This is a genomic window from Saccharopolyspora sp. MMCC62 (assembly GCF_057736575.1).
In genome coordinates, this window is record NZ_JBYKCM010000002.1 from 191,720 (window position 1) to 209,934 (window position 18,215).

An 18,215-nucleotide genomic window follows, 5' to 3' on the forward strand; every position below is an offset into this window, starting at 1 on the left:
CCACCGAGTCGCCCTACGGGCGGGCACTCTACGACACGAAACCACCCACACCGGCCCAGTCCAGGGCCACCGTGGGCAGCACGCCCAGCAACAGCGTCACGACCACGCCCAACGTGATCGCCGCGGTTGTGAACGCACCCGGCACGCTGACGGTGGGCCCGTCGGCGGCCGGCTCGCTGAAGTACATCAGCACGATGACACGAAGGTAGAAGAACGCCGCAACCGCACTGGCCACCAGGGCCACCACCACCAGCGGGGCCATCCCGTCCGACAGCGCGGCCTCGAATACCACGAACTTTCCGATGAAACCGCTCGTCAGCGGGATACCGGCGAGGGCGAACAGCAGGAACGTGAACACCGCCGCGAGCACCGGTGAACGCTTCGCCAACCCGGCCCAGTCGGAAAGGTGAGTAGCCTCACCCTCCGCGGTGCGCACGAGGCTGATCACACCGAACACGGCGATCGTGGTGAACCCGTAGGCCAGCAGGTAGAACATCGTGCCCGACAGGCCACGTTCGGTGAGCGAGATCGACCCGATGAGCAGGAACCCGGCGTGCGCGATGGACGAGTAGGCGATCATCCGCTTGATGTCGTTCTGGGTGAGCCCGAGGACCACGCCGATCACCATGGACACGATCGCGACGGCCCACATGACGCCGCGCCACTCCCAGCTGGAGGCCTGCAGCGCGACCTGCAGCACCCGGAGGATCGCGCCGAACGCGGCGACCTTGGTGCAGGCGGCCATGAATCCGGTGACCGCGGTCGGGGCGCCCTGGTAGACGTCCGGCGTCCAGGTGTGGAACGGGCCGACGGAGGCCTTGAACAGCAGGCCGATGACGAGCAGCCCGATCCCGGCGAACAGCAGCGTCTCGGAGCGGTCGCTGGTCGAGGTGGCCGCGGCGATGTCGGCGAGCCGCACCGAACCGGCGTAGCCGTAGAGCAGCGCCAGCCCGTACAGGAAGAACGCGGAGGCGAACGCACCGAGCAGGAAGTACTTCACCGCCGCTTCCTGCGAGAGCAGCCTGCGGCGCTTCGCGAGCCCGCACATCAGGTACAGCGGCAGGCTCAGCACTTCCAGCGCGATGAACATCGTGAGCAGGTCGTTGGCCGCGCAGAACACCATCATCCCGCCGAGCGAGAACAGGGCGAGCGGGAAGACCTCGGTGCGCATCCCGGCGCCCCCGCCGCGGTTCCCGTGGTCCTGCTCGGCTTCGGCGGCGGACTCGGCGACGAACGCGCCGCCGGGTTCCACCGAGCGGTCCGCGATGAGCAGGATCGCCGCGATGCCGAGGCCGAGCAGCGTTCCCCACAGGAACAGCGTGGGCGCGTCCACGGCCAGCGCGTCGGACAGGGTGGTGACGCCGGTGCCGCCGGAGCGGGCGTGCAGCCCGAGGGCGATCCCGGCGACGACGAGCGCCAGCAGGCTCAGCGCGACCTGGGCGGTCCAGCGGGACCGGCGGGGCACGAAGGCCTCGACGAGCACGCTGATGCAGGCGGCGCCGAGCACGACGAGCACCGGTGTGATGGCGGCGTAGTCGATCGGCGGGATCGGAATCTGCTGCGCGTGGACCGCGACCTGAGTGGCACCCACTGTTCAGTTCCCTCCTTGCGAGGTCACGGGGTCGGTGACGCCGACCTCGCTCATGGTCGCCCCGACCGACGGGGTGATCACGTCCAGCACCGGTTTCGGGTACACGCCGAGCGCGAGCACCAGCACGATCAGCGGGGTCAGCACGGCGATCTCCCGCGGCCGCAGGTCGAGCACCCGGGCTCGGTGCGCGCCGGGCCGGTTCGGGTCCGTGACGGCGCCGGGGCCGCCCGCGGTGCCGACGAGCGCGTCGCCGCGCACCGGGCCCTGCATGATCCGCTGGTAGAGCCGCAGCACGTAGACGGCGGCGAGCACCATCCCGATGGTGGCGAGCACCGTGTAGACGGGCTGCGTCGGGAAGGCGCCCAGCAGCACCAGGAACTCGCTGATGAACGAGTTGGTGCCGGGCAGCGACAGGGTGCTGAGCCCGGCGATGAGCAGGGTGCCCGCCAGCAGCGGCGTGATCTTGGCCATCCCGCCGTAGTCGGCGATCCGGGTGGACCCGCCGCGCGCGATGATCATGCCGATGACCAGGATGAGCAGCCCGGTCGCCAGGCTGTGGTTGAGCATGTAGGACACGGCCCCGACCTGCGCCTGCGAGGTGTAGGCGAAGATCCCGAGCGCGATGAACCCGAAGTGCGCGATGGACACGTAGGCGATGAACCGCTTCAGGTCGGTCTGCCCGAACGCCTGCAACGAGCCGTAGAGCACGCCGAGCACCGCCAGCACGAGCACCAGCGGCGCCAGCAGCTGGGAGGCGTCCGGGGTGAGCGGCAGGCTGTAGCGCAGGAAGCCGAAGGTGCCGACCTTGTCCAGCACGCCGACGACGATCACGGCGACGCCGATCGGCGCCTGCTCGGCGGCGTCCGGCAGCCAGGTGTGCAGCGGCACCAGCGGCGCCTTGATCGCGAAGGCGGTGAAGAAGCCCAGGAAGATCCACACCTGCACGGCGATCGGCGCGTCGGCGAGGATCGGCACCAGCCGCGCCCAGTCGAAGGTGCCTTCGCCGGTGGTCCGCAGCGCGTAGGCGTAGGCCCCGATCGCGGCGGCCAGCATGATCAGGCCGCCGAGGAACGAGTACAGGAAGAACTTCACCGCCGCGTACTTGCCGCGCTCACCGCCGTAGCCGCCGATGAGGAAGTACATCGGGATCAGCATGATCTCGAACAGCACGTAGAACAGGAACACGTCGGTCGCCGCGAACACGGCCACCGTCAGCGCCTGCTCCACCAGCAGCAGCGAGAAGAACCCGCCGTGGCTGCGCCCTTCGGGCAGCAGTTCGCCCCAGCTGAAGCCGAGCACCAGCGGCATCAGCAGCGCGATCACGGCGATCATGACGAGCGCGATGCCGTCGACGGCGAAGGACACCCGGATGTCGAACGCCGGGATCCACTCGACGGAGCCGGCCAGTTGCAGCCGCGGCCCGGCCGGGTCGTAGGCGGCCCAGGCGGCGATCGCGACGGCGAACTCGGCGAGCGACACGGCGAGCGCGGTCCACTTCGCCACCGGCGCGTTGCGGCGCAGCAGCCCGACGGCGACGGCGCCCGCCAGCGGCAGCAGGACGAGCACGAGGAGCAGGGTCATCGGATCTCCTCTTCCCCCGGGAGGTTCGGCTGGATTCGGGTGCGGTCGGTCATGGCGTGCCCACCACCAGCAGCGCCCCGATCAGCAGCACGCCGCCGCAGAGCATGGACAGCGCGTAGGAGCGCACGAACCCGTTCTGCCTGCGCCGCGCCCAGCCGGAGCCGAGCTGCAGCGCGCCGGCGAGCCCGGTGACGGCGCCGTCGACGGCGGCGCGGTCGAAGGCGACCAGGCCGCGGGTGAGCCCGGCGGTCGGCCGGACGACGACGGCGTCGTTGAGCGCGTTGCCGCCGAGGTCGGCGCGGGCGGCCCGCACCACCGGCGAGACCCGCTCGGGCCGGATGACCGGCACGGGTTTGCGGCCGACGAGCAGCCAGGCGGTGAGGGCGCCGAGCGCGGAGAGCACCACGGTCAGCACCGGGATCACCGAGTGCGGCAGCGCCCCGCCGTGCGATTCCTCCAGCGCCCCGAGCGAGGGCGCGAGGAAGGTGACCAGCCGGTCGCCGGAGGCGAGGAACATGCCCGCCCCGACCGAGCCGACGGCCAGCACGATCATCGGTCCGGTCATGATCGCCGGGGATTCGTGCGGGTGGTAGTCCTGCCCGTCCGCGGTCTTCAGGTCCTGCCAGCGCTTCTCGCCGAAGAAGGTCATCAGCACCAGCCGGGTCATGTAGAACGCGGTGAGCGCGGCGCCGAGCAGCGCGGCCCCGCCGAACACCCAGCCGCGCCAGCCGTCCTGGCCGAACGCGGCCTCGATGATCGCGTCCTTCGAGTAGTAGCCGGACAGGAACGGGAACCCGATCAGCGCCAGGTAGCCGAGCGCGAAGGTGGCGAAGGTGATCGGCAGGTGCTTGGCGAGCCCGCCGAACCGGCGCATGTTCACCTCGTCGCGCATCGCGTGCATCACCGACCCGGCGCCGAGGAACAGCCCGGCCTTGAAGAACCCGTGCGTGAGCAGGTGCATGATGCCGAGCGCGTACCCGGCGGGCCCGAGCCCGACGGCGAGGATCATGTAGCCGATCTGGCTCACCGTGGAGTAGGCCAGCACCTTCTTGATGTCGTCGTAGGCGCAGCCGATGACGCAGCCGACCAGCAGCGTCACCGCACCGATGATGGTGACGACGAGCCTGCCGTCCGGGGACAGCGTGTACAGCGGGTTGGAGCGGGCGATCAGGTAGACGCCGGCGGTGACCATGGTCGCCGCGTGGATCAGCGCGGACACCGGGGTGGGGCCTTCCATCGCGTCCGGCAGCCACGCCTGCAGCGGGACCTGGCCGGACTTGCCGCAGGCGCCGAGGAGCAGCAGCAGCGTGATCGCCAGCAGCACGCCGGGGCTCAGCTCGCCCGCGCGGGCGAAGACCTCGGTGTACTGGGTGGTGCCGAGCTTCGCGAACAGCAGGAAGATCGCGAGGGCGAGCCCGACGTCGCCGACCCGGTTCATCACGAACGCCTTGGTCGCGGCCGCGGCCGCCGAGGGCCGCTGCTGCCAGAACCCGATCAGCAGGTAGGACGCCAGGCCGACGCCCTCCCAGCCGAGGTACAGCGTCACGAAGCTGTTGCCCAGCACCAGCACCAGCATCGCGGCGACGAACAGGTTCAGGTAGGCGAAGAAGCGCCGCCGCTCGGTGTTGTCCCGCCCGGTGCGGCCTTCCTGGTCGTGCGCCATGTAGCCGATCGAGTAGAGGTGGATCAGCGCGCCCACCCCGGTGATCAGCAGCACGAACACCATCGACAGCGGGTCCAGCCGGAGCCCGAAGTCGACCTGCAGCGCCTCGACCGGGATCCAGGAGAACACGTGCAGCTCGCGCACCGGTTGCGCGTCGCCCGCGATGCTCGTGAACAGCGCCACCCCGTAGGCGAACGCCGCGATCACGGTGGCGCTGCCCAGCAGGTGTCCCCACCCGTCGGCGCGGCGGCCCGCGATCAGCAGCACGGCGGCGCCGAGCAGCGGCAGCGCGATGAGGAGCCAGGCGCCGCCCTGCACGGGGCCTTGCGCGGCCTGCACGGCGAGGAGATCGGGACCGCTGGCCGGGAACGTCGTCGTCACGCCAGGCTCTCCCTACTGTGAGTGCGAACGGGGGTTCGGGTGCGCGGCGCACCGGCCGCGGGGGCGGGCATGGCGCTAGTACTTGAGGAGGTTGGCGTCGTCGACCGAGGCCGAGCGGCGGGTCCGGAAGATCGACATGATGATCGCGAGGCCGACCACGACCTCGGCGGCGGCGACGACCATCACGAAGAACGCCATCACCTGCCCGTGCACCGAGCCTTCGATGCGGGCGAAGGTGACCAGCGTCAGGTTCACCGCGTTGAGCATCAGCTCGACGCACATGAACACGACGATGGCGTTGCGCCGCACCAGCACGCCGACGGCGCCGATGCTGAACAGCAGCGCGGACAGCAGCAGGTAGTAGGTCGGGGTCATCTCCGCACCTCCTCGGGGGACGCGTGCCCGGTGCCGGAGCGGCCGTTCTCGCCGTGGTCGTCCCGGGCTTCCGGCACCGGGGCGTCGAGATCGGGTGCCGGGTCCTCGGGGTCGCGGGGGTGGTCGGTGAGCGCGTGCGGATCGGGGTCGGCGCCCTTGCCCGCGATGGCCTCGCGGTCGGCGGTGAGCCGTTCCACCGGCAGGTTGTCGAGGATCTCGGACAGCGATTCGGGCGCCACCGTGCCGTCCGGCAGCAGCGCGGGGGTCGCCACCGAGTTCGCGGTGGCGAACACGCCGGGCCCGGGCAGCGGGGAGGAGCGGTCGCCGCGCAGCCGTGCTTCGACGCGTTCCCGCTGGCTGATCCGCGCGGCCCGGCCCTTGCCGCCGTAGGCGAGGACCATCGCGCCCAGCGCGGCGGTGATCAGCAGCGCCGAGGTCAGCTCGAACGGGAACAGGTAGTCGGTGAAGATCAGCGCGCCGAGCCCGCCCGCACCGCCGCCGCGCGCGGACCACGGGTCCAGCGGAGCGGCGACCGGCACGTCGGTGAGCGCCCTGGCCAGCCCGGTCACCAGCAGCAGCGCGAACGCGACCCCGGCGACGGCGGCCCACAGCCGCTGCCCGCGCAGCACCTCCACCACCGAGTCGGAGGAGTCGCGGCCCACCATCATCAGCACGAACAGGAACAGCATCATGATCGCGCCGGTGTAGACGATGATCTGGGTGAAGCCGAGGAAGGGCGCGCTCTGCGCCATGTACAGCACGCCGAGGCTCAGCATGGTCAGCACCAGGAACAGCGCGGAGTGCACCGCGTTGCGCGCGAACACCATGCCCAGCGCGCCGACCAGGGCCAGCGGCCCGAGGATCCAGAACGCCGCGGTCTCCCCGGCACCGACCACGTCCGCGGCCTGCTGCTGGGCGAGCACCGCCGTTGCCGTGAGCATCACCGCCGCGCCTCCTCGTGCCCGGTCTCCACGGTTTCGCCTTCGGGCACGCCGCTGCGCCGCGCGAGCTCGGGGCCGCGCACGTAGTAGTCCTGCTCGTCCTCGCCGAGCCGCATCGGGTGCGGCGGCTGCTCCATGCCGGGCAGCAGCGGGGCCAGCAGGTCCTCCTTGGTGTAGATGAGGTGCTGCCGGTCGTCGTCGGCGGTCTCGTACTCGTTCGTCATGGTCAGCGACCGGGTCGGGCACGCTTCGATGCACAGCCCGCAGCCGATGCAGCGCAGGTAGTTGATCTGGTAGTCGGCGCCGTAGCGCTCGCCCGGCGAGTAGCGCTCGTCCTCGGTGTTGTCCCCGCCCTCGACGAAGATCGCGTCGGCGGGGCAGGCCCAGGCGCACAGCTCGCAGCCCACGCACTTCTCCAGCCCGTCCGGGTGCCGGTTGAGCTGGTGGCGGCCGTGGAACCGGGGTGCGGTGACCTTCTTGACCTCGGGGTACTCCTCGGTGACGACCTTCTTGAACATGGTCGAGAAGGTGACGCCGAAACCTTTCAGCGGATCAAACACGGCCCGCTCCCTCCTTCGAGGCGTCGTCGGCCCCGGACGGCGGCACCGGGGTGCGCCGCGGTGGGGTCGGGGGCACTTGCAGGTCCAGCGGCGGGACGGGGAACCCGCTGCCCGCCATGGGTGCTTCCGGTTCTTCCGGTTCGGGCCGCTTGCGGTCCGGGACGAGGAAAGCCGCGGCGATGAGCACCGCCAGCACCACGCCGCCGATGACCAGGAAGGTCGTCGAGCCGACGGCCTGCTCGTTGCGGACGGCGCGGATCACGGTGACCACGACGATCCACACCAGGCTCAGCGGGACGAGGACCTTCCAGCCGAGGTTCATGAACTGGTCGTAGCGCAGCCGCGGCAGCGTGGCGCGCAGCCACACGAAGACGAACAGGAACGCCACGGTCTTGCCGAGGAACCACAGCACCGGCCACCAGCCCGTGTTGAGCACCCCGCCGCCGATCAGGCTCAGCGGCCACGGCGCGTGCCAGCCGCCGAGGAACAGCGTGGTGGCGAGGGCGGAGACGGTGACCATGTTGATGTACTCGGCGAGGAAGAACAGCGCGAACTTCAGCGAGGAGTACTCGGTGTGGAAGCCGCCGACGAGCTCGGATTCGGCTTCCGGCAGGTCGAACGGGGCGCGGTTGGTCTCGCCGACCATCGCGACCACGTACACCAGGAAGCTGAACGGCAGCACCAGCGCGAACCAGCCGCTGGTCTGCGCTTCGACGATGCCCGCGGTGGACAGCGTGCCCGCGTACATGATCACGGCGACGAACGAGAGGCCCATCGCGATCTCGTAGGAGATGACCTGCGCGGCGGACCGCAGCGAACCCAGCAGCGGGTACGGCGATCCGGAGGACCAGCCGGCGAGCACGATGCCGTAGACGCCGATGGACGCGCTGGCCAGCACCACCAGCAGCCCCACCGGCAGTTCGACCAGCTGCAGCGCGGTGGGCTCGCCGAAGACCGTGACCTCCGGCCCGATCGGGATCACCGAGAACGACACCAGCGCGGGCGTCGCGGAGATCACCGGGGCGAGGAAGTACACCCACTTGTCGGCGAGGACCGGCCGGATGTCCTCCTTGAACGCGAGCTTCAGCCCGTCGGCGAGGGATTGCAGGATGCCGAACGGTCCGGCGCGGTTCGGACCGGGGCGGTGCTGCATGCGGCCGATGACGCGGCGCTCGGCCCAGATCGTCAACAGCGTCATCAGCACCAGGAACGCGAAGATGACCACGACCTTGATCAGGATCAGCCAGATCGGGTCGTCGGCGAGCAGTTCCGCGGTGCGCGTCATGACCGGCTCCTCTCGGTGCCGCCGAAGCCGAGCCCGGTGCCGCCGTGGCCGTTCGCGCCGTGCCCGTTGCTGCTGCGCGTCCCGTTCCCGTTGGTGCCGTGGCCGTTCGCGATCGGGCCCGCCGGGGCGAGCGCGACCGGTGCGCCGTGGCCGACGCCGAGGAGCCGGTTCACCTTCGACGGCCCGGAGTCCATCGGCAGCCACACCACGTCGTCCGGCATGTCGGTGAACCGCGCTTCGAGGGTGATCGACCCGCGGTCGCCGCGGACCTCGACCTGCTGGTGCTCCAGCAGCCCGAGGCGCCGGGCGGTGCCGGGCGACAGCATCGCCACGGTGTCCCGCCGGGTGCCCGCGAGGTTCGGTTCGTCGTCCTGCAGCGAGCCGTCGTCCAGCAGCCGCCGCCAAGTGGCCAGCAGCGCGCGGCCCGGTCCGGGTGGCGCGGCGGGCCGCACCTGCTCGTCCGGCGCCGGGGGCCGGGCGTGGCCGCCGGTGCCGATCCGGTCCAGTTCGGCGCGGACCGCGGCGGGGCTCTGGGTGAACAGGTCGGCGTCCATCTCCACCGCGAGGGTGTCCAGCACCCGGCAGTCCGGCAGCGCGCCGGTTCCTTCGATGGTGGTGCGGAATTCGCGGCGGCGGCCTTCCCAGTTCAGGTAGGTGCCGGACTTCTCCGCGCTCGGCGCGATGGGCAGCACCACGTCGGCGCGTTCGGTGACGGCGCTGGGCCGCAGTTCGAGGCTCACCACGAAGTCCGCGCGGTCCAGGGCCTGCCGGGCCAGTTCCGGGTCGGGCAGGTCGTCCGGGTCGACGCCGCCGACGAGCAGGCCGGCGAGGTCGCCGCGGGCGGCGGCGCGCAGGATGCCGTCGGCGTCCCGCCCGGGAGTGCCGGGCAGGCTGTCGGCGTCCACGCCCCAGGTCTGGGCGACTTCGGCGCAGGCGGTGAGGTCGCCGACGGCGCGGCCGCCGGGCAGCAGCGTGGGCAGCGCGCCCGCTTCGACGGCACCGCGTTCGCCCGCGCGGCGCGGGATCCACGCGATCCGGGCGCCGGTGCGGGCCGCGGTCCGGGTGACCTCGGAGAGCAGGCCCGGCAGCTGTGCGGCCCGCTCGCCGACGACGAGCACCGCTCCCCCCGCCCGCAGCGCTTCGTCCACTTCGGACGGGAGTTCGGCCAGCGCGGCGGCCTCCCCGCCGGGCGGGCAGGGCAGCAGCGCGCCGGTGCGCACCGGGCCGCCGCTGCTCATGATCCGGGTCGTCTTCTCCACGCCCGGCGAGTTCCACTGCCCGAGGTGGAAGACCTTCGTGCTCCCCTTGCGGGCCGCCTTGCGCAGCCGCAGGAACACGCTCGGCGACTCCTCCTCCGGTTCGAAGGCGACGCACAGCACGGCCGGCGCGGCCTCCAGATCGGCGAAGGTCACCGCGCCCGCACCCGGTCCGGTGCCGACGACGGTGGACTCCAGGAACGCGAGCTCCTCGTCCGAGTGCGCCCTGGCGCGGGCGTCGACGTCGTTGGTGCGCAACGCGATCCGCGCGAACTTCGCGTACGCGTAGGCGTCCTCCTCGGTCAACCGGCCGCCGGGCAGCACCCCGACGCCGCGGTCGTCGCGCGCCCGCAGCAGGCCGTCGGCGGCGACGCGCAGCGCCTCGGTCCAGGACGCGGTCCGCAGCTCACCGCCCTCCCGCACCATCGGCCGCAGGAAGCGGTCCGCGGCGGTGGCGTAGCGGAACGCGAACCGGCCCTTGTCGCAGAGCCACTCCTCGTTGACCTCCGGGTCGTCCCCGGCGAGCCGCCGCATCACCTTGCCGCGCCGCCAGTCGGTGCGCGTCGCGCAGCCCGACGAGCAGTGCTCGCACACGCCCGGCGTGGACACCAGGTCGAACGGCCGGGAGCGGAACCGGTAGGCGGCGCTGGTCAGCGCGCCCACCGGGCAGATCTGGATGGTGTTGCCGGAGAAGTACGACTGGAACGGCTGCTGCTCGGCGATGCCGATCTGCTGCACCGCCCCGCGCTCCAGCAGTTCGATGAACGGGTCGCCCGCGATCTGCTTGGAGAACCGGGTGCAGCGCTGGCACAGCACGCAGCGCTCCCGGTCCAGCAGCACCTGGGTGGAGATCGGCACCGGCTTCGCGAAGGTCCGCTTGGTGTCGTGGAACCGGGATTCGGCGCGGCCGTGCTTGAGCGCCTGGTTCTGCAGCGGGCACTCGCCGCCCTTGTCGCAGATCGGGCAGTCCAGCGGGTGGTTGATCAGCAGCAGCTCCATCACGCCCTGCTGCGCCTTGTCGGCGACCGGCGAGGTCTGCTGCGTCTTCACCACCATGCCGTCGGCGACGGTCATCGTGCAGGAGGCCTGCGGCTTGGGCATCGCCCGGCCGTTCATCTCCACTTCCACCAGGCACTGCCTGCACGCGCCCGCCGGGTCGAGCAGCGGGTGGTCGCAGAACCGGGGGATGACGATGCCCATCCGCTCCGCGGTGCGGATCAGCAGCTCGCCCTTGGGGGCGTCGACTTCGACGCCGTCGATCGTCAGCCGGACGTGCCCCTCGGGGACCGGCTTGGTCTCACGCTCGGATGCCACCGTCATCGGGCCGCTCCTGCCAGTGCGGGCTCGCCCGGCTCCGCGCCGGGCCGGTTCTGCTGACACAGCGCGAGGAATTCCTCGCGGAAGTACTTGATGCCGCTGGTGATGGGGCTGACCGCGCCGTCACCGAGGGCGCAGAAGGAGCGGCCGAAGATGTTGTCGCAGACGTCGAGCAGGGTGTCGATGTCCTCTTCGGTGCCGTGCCCCTCGACCATCCGCTCCAGGACCTGGGCGAGCCAGAAGGTGCCCTCCCGGCAGGGGGTGCACTTGCCGCAGGACTCGTGCTCGTAGAACTGCGTCCACTTCATCACCGCCCACGGCACGGACACGGTCTCGTTGAACACCATCAGCGCCGTGGTGCCCAGCATCGAGCCCGCTTCGGCGGCGCCCTCGAAGTCCAGCGGCACGTCCAGGTGCTCGGCGGTGAACAGCGGCGTCGACGAGCCGCCGGGGGTCCAGAACTTGAGCGGGATCCCGTCCTTCATGCCGCCCGCGAGCTCCAGCAGCTGCCGCAGCGTGGTGCCCAGCGGCGCCTCGTACTGGCCGGGGTTCGTGACGTGCCCGGACAGCGAGTAGATCTTCGGGCCGGGCGACTTCTCCCGCCCCATGCTGCGGAACCAGTCGGAGCCGCCGTTGACGATGAACGGCACCGAGGCGATGGTCTCCACGTTGTTCACCGTGGTCGGGCACGCGTAGAGCCCGGCGGCGGCGGGGAACGGCGGCTTCAGCCGCGGCTGCCCGCGCTTGCCCTCCAGCGAGTCGAGCAACGCCGTCTCCTCGCCGCAGATGTAAGCGCCCGCCCCGGCGTGCACCACGACGTCGCAGTCGAAACCGGACCCGAGGATGTCCTCGCCGAGGTATCCGGCCGCGTAGGCCTCCTGCACCGCGTTGTTCAGCCGCCGGATGCAGTGCAGCGCCTCACCGCGCACGTAGATCGCCGAGAAGTGCGAGCGCATCGCGTAGCAGGCGATGATCACGCCCTCCACCAGCGAGTGCGGGTCGGCCATCATCAGCGGGATGTCCTTGCAGGTGCCCGGTTCGCCCTCGTCGGCGTTGACCACGAGGTAGTGCGGCTTCACCGGTTCCTTCGGCATGAAGCTCCACTTCACGCCGGCCGGAAACCCCGCGCCGCCGCGACCGCGCAGGCCCGCGGACTTCACCAGCTCGACCAGTTCGTCGGGCGTGGCGCGCAACGCCTTGCGCAGCGCGGTGTAGCCCTCCAGCTGCTCGTAGGTGCGGATGCTCCAGGAGTTCGGCGACAGCCACCGCTTGGTGAGCACCGGGGTGAGTTCGTCGGGCTTCGGGGAGTTCGCGTCGGTCATGTCCACTCACTCCTTCTCCGGCAGCGGCGGGATCTGCGCGTCGTCCGGCATCGGGGGCGCGGTCCAGCCGCGCTGCTGCGCCAGGTGCGCGCCCCGGACCGTCTCGGCGGCGGCCGAGGGGCCGTCCACGGTGTCCTCCAGCCGGGCGCCGGGCCGGTCGAAGAACCCGGCGAGCTGGCGTTCGGTGCGGCGGAAGTCGGTGAGCGGGGCGCCGCGCGTCGGATCGGGCTTCTCCCCGCGCTGCAGGGACTTCACCAGTTCCAGCGCCGCTTCGGGGCTCTGCTTGTCGTAGTACTCGTAGTCGACCTGCAACACCGGGGCGTGGTCGCAGGCGGCGAGGCACTCGGCGTGCTCCAGCGTCAGCGAGCCCGGTTCGCCCGGCGTCCCGGAGGTCTCGTCGTGCCCGACGCCCAGGTGCTCGGACACCTTCCGGTAGATCTCGTCCCCGCCCAGCGCCGCGCACAGCGTGTTGGTGCACACGCTGACCAGGTGCTCGCCGCACGGCTTGCGCTTGTACATCGTGTAGAAGGTGGCGACCGCGCTGACCTCGGCGGCGGACAGCGCGAGCTGCTCGGCGCAGAACTCGATGCCCTCGGTCCCGACGTGGCCCTGCTCGGACTGCACGAGGTGCAGCATCGGCAGCAGCGCCGACCGCGCCTCCGGGTAGCGCTCGATGATGCGCTTCGCGTCGGCGCGCACGTCCTCGCCGAACACCGGCGCGCCCGGTGGGCTCAGCACGTGCTCGGTGGTGGTGAAATCGAACTGCTCGGTCATCGGTCCACCCCGCCCATCACCGGGTCGATCGAGGCCACTGCCGCGATCACGTCCGCGACCAGGCCGCCCTCGGCCATCGCCGGGAACGCCTGGAGGTTCACGAAGCTCGGTTCCCGCACGTGCACCCGCATCGGCCGGGTGCCGCCGTCGGAGACCAAGTGGTAGCCCAGCTCGCCGCGCGGCGACTCCACCGGCGAGTACACCTGGCCCGGGGGCACGTCGAAGCCCTCGGTGACCAGCTTGAAGTGGTGGATCAGCGATTCCATCGACTGGCCCATGATCTTGCGGACGTGCTCCAGCGAGTTGCCCATGCCGTCCGGCCCGATGCTCAGCTTCGCCGGCCAGGCGATCTTCGGGTCGTCCACCATCACCGGGCCGGGCTCGAACGCGTCCAGGCACTGCCGGATGATCTTCAGCGACTGGTGGATCTCCTCCAGCCGCAGCAGGAACCGCGCGTAGCAGTCCGCGTCGGTGCTCGTCGGCACCTCGAACTCGAAGTTCTCGTAACCGCAGTACGGCTCGATCTTCCGCAGGTCCCACGCGATGCCCGCCGAGCGCAGCAGCGGACCCGTCACGCCCAGCTGCAGGCAGCCGTCCAGCGGCAGGTAGCCGACGTCCTTGAGCCGCTGCTTCCAGATCGGCTGGCCGGAGAACAGCTTCGCGTAGTCCGGCAGCCGCTTGTCCATGACCTTGATGAACTCCAGCACCTTCTCCCGGTAGTTCTCCGGGAGGTCCTGGGCCACCCCGCCCGGCCGGACGAACGCGTGGTTCATCCGCAGCCCGGTGAGGAACTCCAGCAGGTGCAGCACTTCCTCGCGGTCGCGGAACCCGAAGGTCATGCCGGTGGTGGAGCCCAGCTCCATCGCGCCGGTCGCCATGAACACCAGGTGCGAGGAGATCCGGTTCAGCTCCATCAGCATGATCCGGAAGGTCTGCGCCCGCGTCGGCGCCTCGACCCCGAGCAGCTTCTCCACGCCCAGGCAGTACGCCGTCTCGTTGTACAGCGGCGCCAGGTAGTCCATCCGCGTCACGAAGGTGACGCCCTGGGTCCAGGTGCGGTACTCGGTGTTCTTCTCGATCCCGGTGTGCAGGTAGCCGATCACCGAGCGGGCCTGGGTGACGGTCTCGCCCTCGAGTTCCAGCACCAGCCGCAGCACCCCGTGCGTGGACGGGTGCTGCGGGCCGAGGTTGATGACGACGCGCTCGGAATCGGCCGCCTCGTCGATGAACTCGTCCCAGTCGCCGCCGGTGACGGTGTAGACGCGGCCTTCCGTCGTCTCGCGCGATGCCGCGTGCCTGCCGGGGTCCGTGGTGGGATCGGTCAGTGGTTCGGTGGTCATGTTCAGCACCTCTCCGCGTGCTGCCTGCCGGGGCCGTGCGCTGCGCGGGACCTCATGAGTAGGCCCGCCGCTGGTTGGGTGGCGGTATTTCGGCGCCCTTGTACTCGACCGGGATGCCGCCGAGCGGGTAGTCCTTGCGCTGCGGGTGCCCGTCCCAGTCGTCCGGCATCAAGATCCGGGTGAGCGCGGGGTGCCCGTCGTAGACGAGGCCGAACATGTCCCATGCCTCGCGCTCCTGGAAGTCCGCCGTCGGGTACACGGACACGACCGACGGCAGGTGCGGGTCGTCGACGTCGACGGCCACCTCCAGCCGGACGCGACGCCGGTAGGTCATCGACGTCAGGTGGTAGACCGAGTGCAGCCGCTGCGGCACCTCCGGCCCGTAGTCCACACCGGACACCGAGCTGCACAGCTCGAAGCGCAGCGCCGGATCGTCGCGCAGCGCCGAGCAGGTGGCCACCAGGTGCTCGCGGTCCACGTAGAAGGTGATCTCCCCGCGGTCCACGGTCACCTGCTGCACCGCCGCGTCGACGCCCTTGTCGCGCAACGACTCCAGCAGCGCGTCCGCCACCTCGTCGAACCACCCGCCGAACGGGCGCTCGGCCGGGGCGGGCAGGTGCGCGGGCAGCCGCAGCCCGCCGTAGCCGGAGGTGTCGCCGCTGCCGCGCACGCCGAACATGCCCTGCCGCTCGCGCCCCGCGACGATCGGTTCCCGCGGTTCGGCGATCGCGCCCGCACCGGACCGGGCCGGTTCGAGGCCCTCGCCGGGCCGGTCCGCGCTCGAACCGCCTTCGCCGGGGTCCGGGGTGGTCTGCTTCGAGTCGGTCATGCCGCTCACCTGCCCGCGCCGAGTTGCCGCTGCGTCTGCTCCCGCTGCGCGTCGGTCTCGACGGCGAGCGGGCCTTCCGCGCCCATCTCCTGGCGCTGCGCCAGCTGCTGCCGCTCGGCGCGCTTGCGCTGCGAGCGGTTCTTCGGCGCGTAGCGCTCGGAGGAGGCGATGAGTTCGGTGCGAGCCCCGCTCTCGGCGCGCACCGCGGCGCGCGTGGCGTTGATCGGCTCGTCCATGATCTTGGCGTGCAGCTTGAGGATCGCGTCGAGCAGCATCTCCGGCCGCGGCGGGCAGCCCGGCAGGTACATGTCCACCGGCACCACGTGGTCCACGCCCTGCACCACGGCGTAGTTGTTGAACATGCCGCCGGTGGAGGCGCACACGCCCATCGCCAGCACCCAGCGCGGCTCCGGCATCTGGTCGTAGATCTGCCGCAGCACCGGGGCCATCTTGTTGGTCACCCGACCGGCGACGATCATCAGATCGGCCTGCCGCGGGGTGGCGGAGAAGCGCTCCATGCCGAACCGGGCGATGTCGTAGCGGGAACCGCCGACCGTCATCATCTCGATCGCGCAGCAGGCCAACCCGAAGGTCGCCGGCCACATCGAGGTCTTCCGGGTCCAGTTGACGAGCTTCTCCACGTTGGCCAACAGGATGCCGTTGGGCAGCTGCTCTTCGAGGCCCATCTCGGCACTCCTTCCGCTGTCGCCATTGAGAACGGTCAGTGCTCGCTCAGGCCCACCCGGGCCCGGGCGCTAGTTCCAGTCGAGGCCCCCGCGCCGCCACACGTAGATGTAGGCGAAGCCGACGGTCGCGATGAACAGCACGACCTCGGCGACCCCGAACAGGCCGAGGGAGTCCGCGGAGACCGCGAACGGGTAGAGGAAGACCATTTCGATGTCGAAGAGGATGAACAGCATCGCCGTGAGGTAGTAGGCGACCGGCATCCGGCCGCCGCCCAGCACCGGCTGCGGGGAAGGCTCGATCCCGCACTCGTAGGCATCGAGCTTCGCCTTGTTGTACCGGCGGGGGCCGACCAGTGGCGCGATGCTCACGGAGAACACCGCGAATCCCAGCGCCAGCGCGAACATCAGCACCAACGGGATGTACGGGTCCAGCACGCCCGAAGCGCCTGCCTCGCCCATGGCACCGCCCTCCTTCGCTGCCCCCGCCGAGACGAACGTCACGTCTGCGGCCGTCGGGTGCGCACTCTATGCGGTCGGACGTAACCGCTCCGCAGTGAGGCGAACCTAACTTTATGACTTCTCACACAATCACGTGACCATCTGACCAGACTCCGGCAGTCAGGCGCTAGGGGTGAGCCGAGTAGTGGCGCTGATCACACGGTCCATCGTGTCCCCATCGCGCACGTCGTACAGATTTGCCAGCAGCTTCAACACGAAACGCATCAGCAACGGCCGCGGCAGGCCGTGCTTGGTGGCCATCCGCATCACCGTCGGATTGCCAATCAACTTGCTGAAGATGTTCCCGAGCCGGAAGTAGCCGCCCATCGCGTCGGACACCGCACCCGGGTACCGGAGCAACGCGTGCTCCCGCGACGGGCCCGCCGGTCGTGCGTACGCGTGGACCACGCACTCCGCCGCCAATCGGGCGGATTCCATGGCGTAGGCGATGCCCTCGCCGTTGAACGGGTTCACCATGCCGCCGGCATCGCCGACGAGCAGCAGCCCGTCCCGGTAGTGCGGCGTGCGGTTGAAGCCCATCGGCAGCGCGGCGCCGCCGATCTTGCCGGTGGCGTTCTCCTCCCGGAAGCCCCACTCCTCCGGGGTCCCGTCCAGCCAGGAGCGCAGCAGCTGGCGGTAGTCGGTCTTGCCGTAGGACTTCGACGTGGACAGCACGCCGAGCCCCACGTTCACCGTCCCGTCGCCCATGCCGAAGATCCAGCCGTAGCCCGGCATCAGCTTCGGCTCGGACGGGGTGGAGCGGTCCCACAGCTCCAGGTGCGACTCCAGGAAGTCGTCCTTGCTGCGCGGGCTGTCGTAGTAGCGGCGCACCGCCACGCCCATCGGGCGGTCCTCGCGCTTCTCGATGCCCATCGACAGCGCCAGCCGGGCCGACACGCCGTCGCAGCCGATCACCAGCGGGGCCCGGTAGGTCACCTGCTGCCGCTCCGGTCCGGTCTTCGCGACGACCCCGTCGATGCGGCCGGTCCGCTCATCGCGGACTGCGCCGGTCACCGTCGTCTGCTGCACCATCCGGGCGCCCGCGCGTTCCGCCCCGCGGGCGAGCATGTCGTCGAAGTCGTTGCGCGGGCGGACCACGCCGTAGGGCGGGAAATCGGCGAGTTCCGGCCAGTCCAGTTCGATGTTCACGCCGCCGCCGACCACGCGCAGACCGCGGTTGTGCAGCCAGCCGGCCTCCTCGCGGGTGTCGATGCCGAGGTCGATCAACTGCTTGACGCCGCGCGGCGTGATGCCGTCGCCGCACACCTTCTCCCGGGGGAAGACGCTCTTCTCCAGCAGCAGCACGTCGAGGCCCGCGCGGGCCAGGTACGTCGCCGCCGTCGAGCCGGCCGGCCCGGCACCGACGACGATCACATCGGCGTCGTCGTTCGGTCGGCGTCGGGGGGTCGCGCTGGTCATGACACTCCTTGATAGCCGTGCAGTTGCGGTGTCCGGCCACGGCGCCAGGCACGCGGAACGCACCTGCCACCCGCTCGGGTGCGCACCCGAGCGGTTCCGCCATGACCCGGTGAACCCGCCCGCTTGTGAACGAGTTCACTATCTCCGCCGAGTCTAGGCCTGCGGAGGCACTCGATCGACCCCGCGAGATAGGCCGCTCGGGTGACCGTCCTCGCAGGTGAGGCGTATCTCCGGGGTGTCCGGCGGCATCGGGGCGCGCGCACGGCCGGAGGCGCCGGTGCGGAACGGCCCCGAGCCGCGGCGGTGCCCCGGGTGGAGGCGCCGGTGCGATCGGTAGCGGCGCGACGCGCGGCGGGTCGGAGTCCGCCGCACAGCACCGGACCGGACGCCGAAATGC

Annotated in this window: 15 protein-coding genes; all 15 read right to left on the minus strand. The window is 70.9% G+C overall.

The features are described from left to right. Window positions 1-28 precede the first annotated feature (28 nt). On the minus strand, window positions 29-1,591 hold the full coding sequence (nuoN, locus tag AC29IT_RS05050; protein WP_358432480.1) for an NADH-quinone oxidoreductase subunit NuoN: 1,563 nt from the start codon (window positions 1,589-1,591) through the stop codon (window positions 29-31). 3 nt (window positions 1,592-1,594) lie between these two features. Beyond that, window positions 1,595-3,172, minus strand: coding sequence for a complex I subunit 4 family protein (locus AC29IT_RS05055; RefSeq protein WP_488218006.1), 1,578 nt, complete (start codon window positions 3,170-3,172; stop codon window positions 1,595-1,597). 49 nt (window positions 3,173-3,221) lie between these two features. Beyond that, on the minus strand, window positions 3,222-5,153 hold the full coding sequence (gene nuoL / locus AC29IT_RS05060) for an NADH-quinone oxidoreductase subunit L (protein ID WP_488218246.1): 1,932 nt from the start codon (window positions 5,151-5,153) through the stop codon (window positions 3,222-3,224). Between the two features lie 138 nt (window positions 5,154-5,291). Continuing rightward, complete coding sequence (gene nuoK, locus AC29IT_RS05065) at window positions 5,292-5,591, minus strand: NADH-quinone oxidoreductase subunit NuoK (RefSeq protein WP_200068963.1); 300 nt, start codon at window positions 5,589-5,591, stop codon at window positions 5,292-5,294. Next, window positions 5,588-6,532, minus strand: a complete 945-nt coding sequence (locus AC29IT_RS05070) for an NADH-quinone oxidoreductase subunit J (RefSeq protein WP_488218007.1) — start codon at window positions 6,530-6,532, stop codon at window positions 5,588-5,590. The genes nuoK and AC29IT_RS05070 overlap by 4 nt, the downstream gene beginning before the upstream one ends. Beyond that, window positions 6,532-7,092, minus strand: a complete 561-nt coding sequence (gene nuoI, locus AC29IT_RS05075; protein WP_224956932.1) for an NADH-quinone oxidoreductase subunit NuoI — start codon at window positions 7,090-7,092, stop codon at window positions 6,532-6,534. The genes AC29IT_RS05070 and nuoI overlap by 1 nt, the downstream gene beginning before the upstream one ends. Beyond that, window positions 7,085-8,377: an NADH-quinone oxidoreductase subunit NuoH gene (gene nuoH / locus AC29IT_RS05080; protein WP_358432473.1), complete on the minus strand. Its 1,293-nt coding sequence runs from the start codon at window positions 8,375-8,377 to the stop codon at window positions 7,085-7,087. The genes nuoI and nuoH overlap by 8 nt, the downstream gene beginning before the upstream one ends. Then, entirely contained in the window at window positions 8,374-10,953 is a 2,580-nt protein-coding gene (locus AC29IT_RS05085; RefSeq protein ID WP_488218008.1) for an NADH-quinone oxidoreductase subunit G, read from the minus strand. Before AC29IT_RS05085 ends, nuoH begins: the two co-directional genes overlap by 4 nt. Then, on the minus strand, window positions 10,950-12,272 hold the full coding sequence (gene nuoF / locus AC29IT_RS05090; protein WP_358432470.1) for an NADH-quinone oxidoreductase subunit NuoF: 1,323 nt from the start codon (window positions 12,270-12,272) through the stop codon (window positions 10,950-10,952). The genes AC29IT_RS05085 and nuoF overlap by 4 nt, the downstream gene beginning before the upstream one ends. Window positions 12,273-12,278: 6 nt before the next feature. Beyond that, window positions 12,279-13,046, minus strand: a complete 768-nt coding sequence (gene nuoE / locus AC29IT_RS05095; RefSeq protein ID WP_358432468.1) for an NADH-quinone oxidoreductase subunit NuoE — start codon at window positions 13,044-13,046, stop codon at window positions 12,279-12,281. Continuing rightward, window positions 13,043-14,386 carry an NADH-quinone oxidoreductase subunit D gene (locus AC29IT_RS05100; RefSeq protein ID WP_358432466.1) on the minus strand — a complete coding sequence of 448 codons (1,344 nt, stop codon included), beginning with the start codon at window positions 14,384-14,386 and terminating at the stop codon, window positions 13,043-13,045. Before AC29IT_RS05100 ends, nuoE begins: the two co-directional genes overlap by 4 nt. A gap of 52 nt (window positions 14,387-14,438) precedes the next feature. Next, complete coding sequence (locus AC29IT_RS05105) at window positions 14,439-15,215, minus strand: NADH-quinone oxidoreductase subunit C (protein WP_488218009.1); 777 nt, start codon at window positions 15,213-15,215, stop codon at window positions 14,439-14,441. 5 nt (window positions 15,216-15,220) lie between these two features. Then, window positions 15,221-15,901, minus strand: a complete 681-nt coding sequence (locus tag AC29IT_RS05110; RefSeq protein WP_358432462.1) for a NuoB/complex I 20 kDa subunit family protein — start codon at window positions 15,899-15,901, stop codon at window positions 15,221-15,223. A 69-nt stretch (window positions 15,902-15,970) separates the two neighbouring features. Next, the gene (locus AC29IT_RS05115; RefSeq protein ID WP_488218010.1) at window positions 15,971-16,360 is read right to left on the minus strand and encodes an NADH-quinone oxidoreductase subunit A; all 390 of its coding nucleotides are present in this window, start codon (window positions 16,358-16,360) and stop codon (window positions 15,971-15,973) included. Window positions 16,361-16,519: 159 nt separating this feature from the next. Beyond that, on the minus strand, window positions 16,520-17,818 hold the full coding sequence (locus AC29IT_RS05120) for a geranylgeranyl reductase family protein (protein ID WP_358432458.1): 1,299 nt from the start codon (window positions 17,816-17,818) through the stop codon (window positions 16,520-16,522). Between the last annotated feature and the right edge of the window lie 397 nt (window positions 17,819-18,215).

Excerpts from the sequence above, each read along its gene's own strand:
- AC29IT_RS05110 (WP_358432462.1), bottom strand. The coding sequence starts at position 15,901 with ATGGGCCTCGAAGAGCAGCTGCCCAACGGCATCCTGTTGGCCAACGTG.
- nuoK (WP_200068963.1), bottom strand. The coding sequence starts at position 5,591 with ATGACCCCGACCTACTACCTGCTGCTGTCCGCGCTGCTGTTCAGCATC.
- nuoF (WP_358432470.1), bottom strand. The coding sequence starts at position 12,272 with ATGACCGACGCGAACTCCCCGAAGCCCGACGAACTCACCCCGGTGCTC.
- AC29IT_RS05070 (WP_488218007.1), bottom strand. The coding sequence starts at position 6,532 with ATGCTCACGGCAACGGCGGTGCTCGCCCAGCAGCAGGCCGCGGACGTG.
- AC29IT_RS05055 (WP_488218006.1), bottom strand. The coding sequence starts at position 3,172 with ATGACCCTGCTCCTCGTGCTCGTCCTGCTGCCGCTGGCGGGCGCCGTC.
- AC29IT_RS05100 (WP_358432466.1), bottom strand. The coding sequence starts at position 14,386 with ATGACCACCGAACCACTGACCGATCCCACCACGGACCCCGGCAGGCAC.
- nuoH (WP_358432473.1), bottom strand. The coding sequence starts at position 8,377 with ATGACGCGCACCGCGGAACTGCTCGCCGACGACCCGATCTGGCTGATC.
- AC29IT_RS05085 (WP_488218008.1), bottom strand. The coding sequence starts at position 10,953 with ATGACGGTGGCATCCGAGCGTGAGACCAAGCCGGTCCCCGAGGGGCAC.
- AC29IT_RS05115 (WP_488218010.1), bottom strand. The coding sequence starts at position 16,360 with ATGGGCGAGGCAGGCGCTTCGGGCGTGCTGGACCCGTACATCCCGTTG.
- nuoE (WP_358432468.1), bottom strand. The coding sequence starts at position 13,046 with ATGACCGAGCAGTTCGATTTCACCACCACCGAGCACGTGCTGAGCCCA.
- AC29IT_RS05120 (WP_358432458.1), bottom strand. The coding sequence starts at position 17,818 with ATGACCAGCGCGACCCCCCGACGCCGACCGAACGACGACGCCGATGTG.
- AC29IT_RS05105 (WP_488218009.1), bottom strand. The coding sequence starts at position 15,215 with ATGACCGACTCGAAGCAGACCACCCCGGACCCCGGCGAAGGCGGTTCG.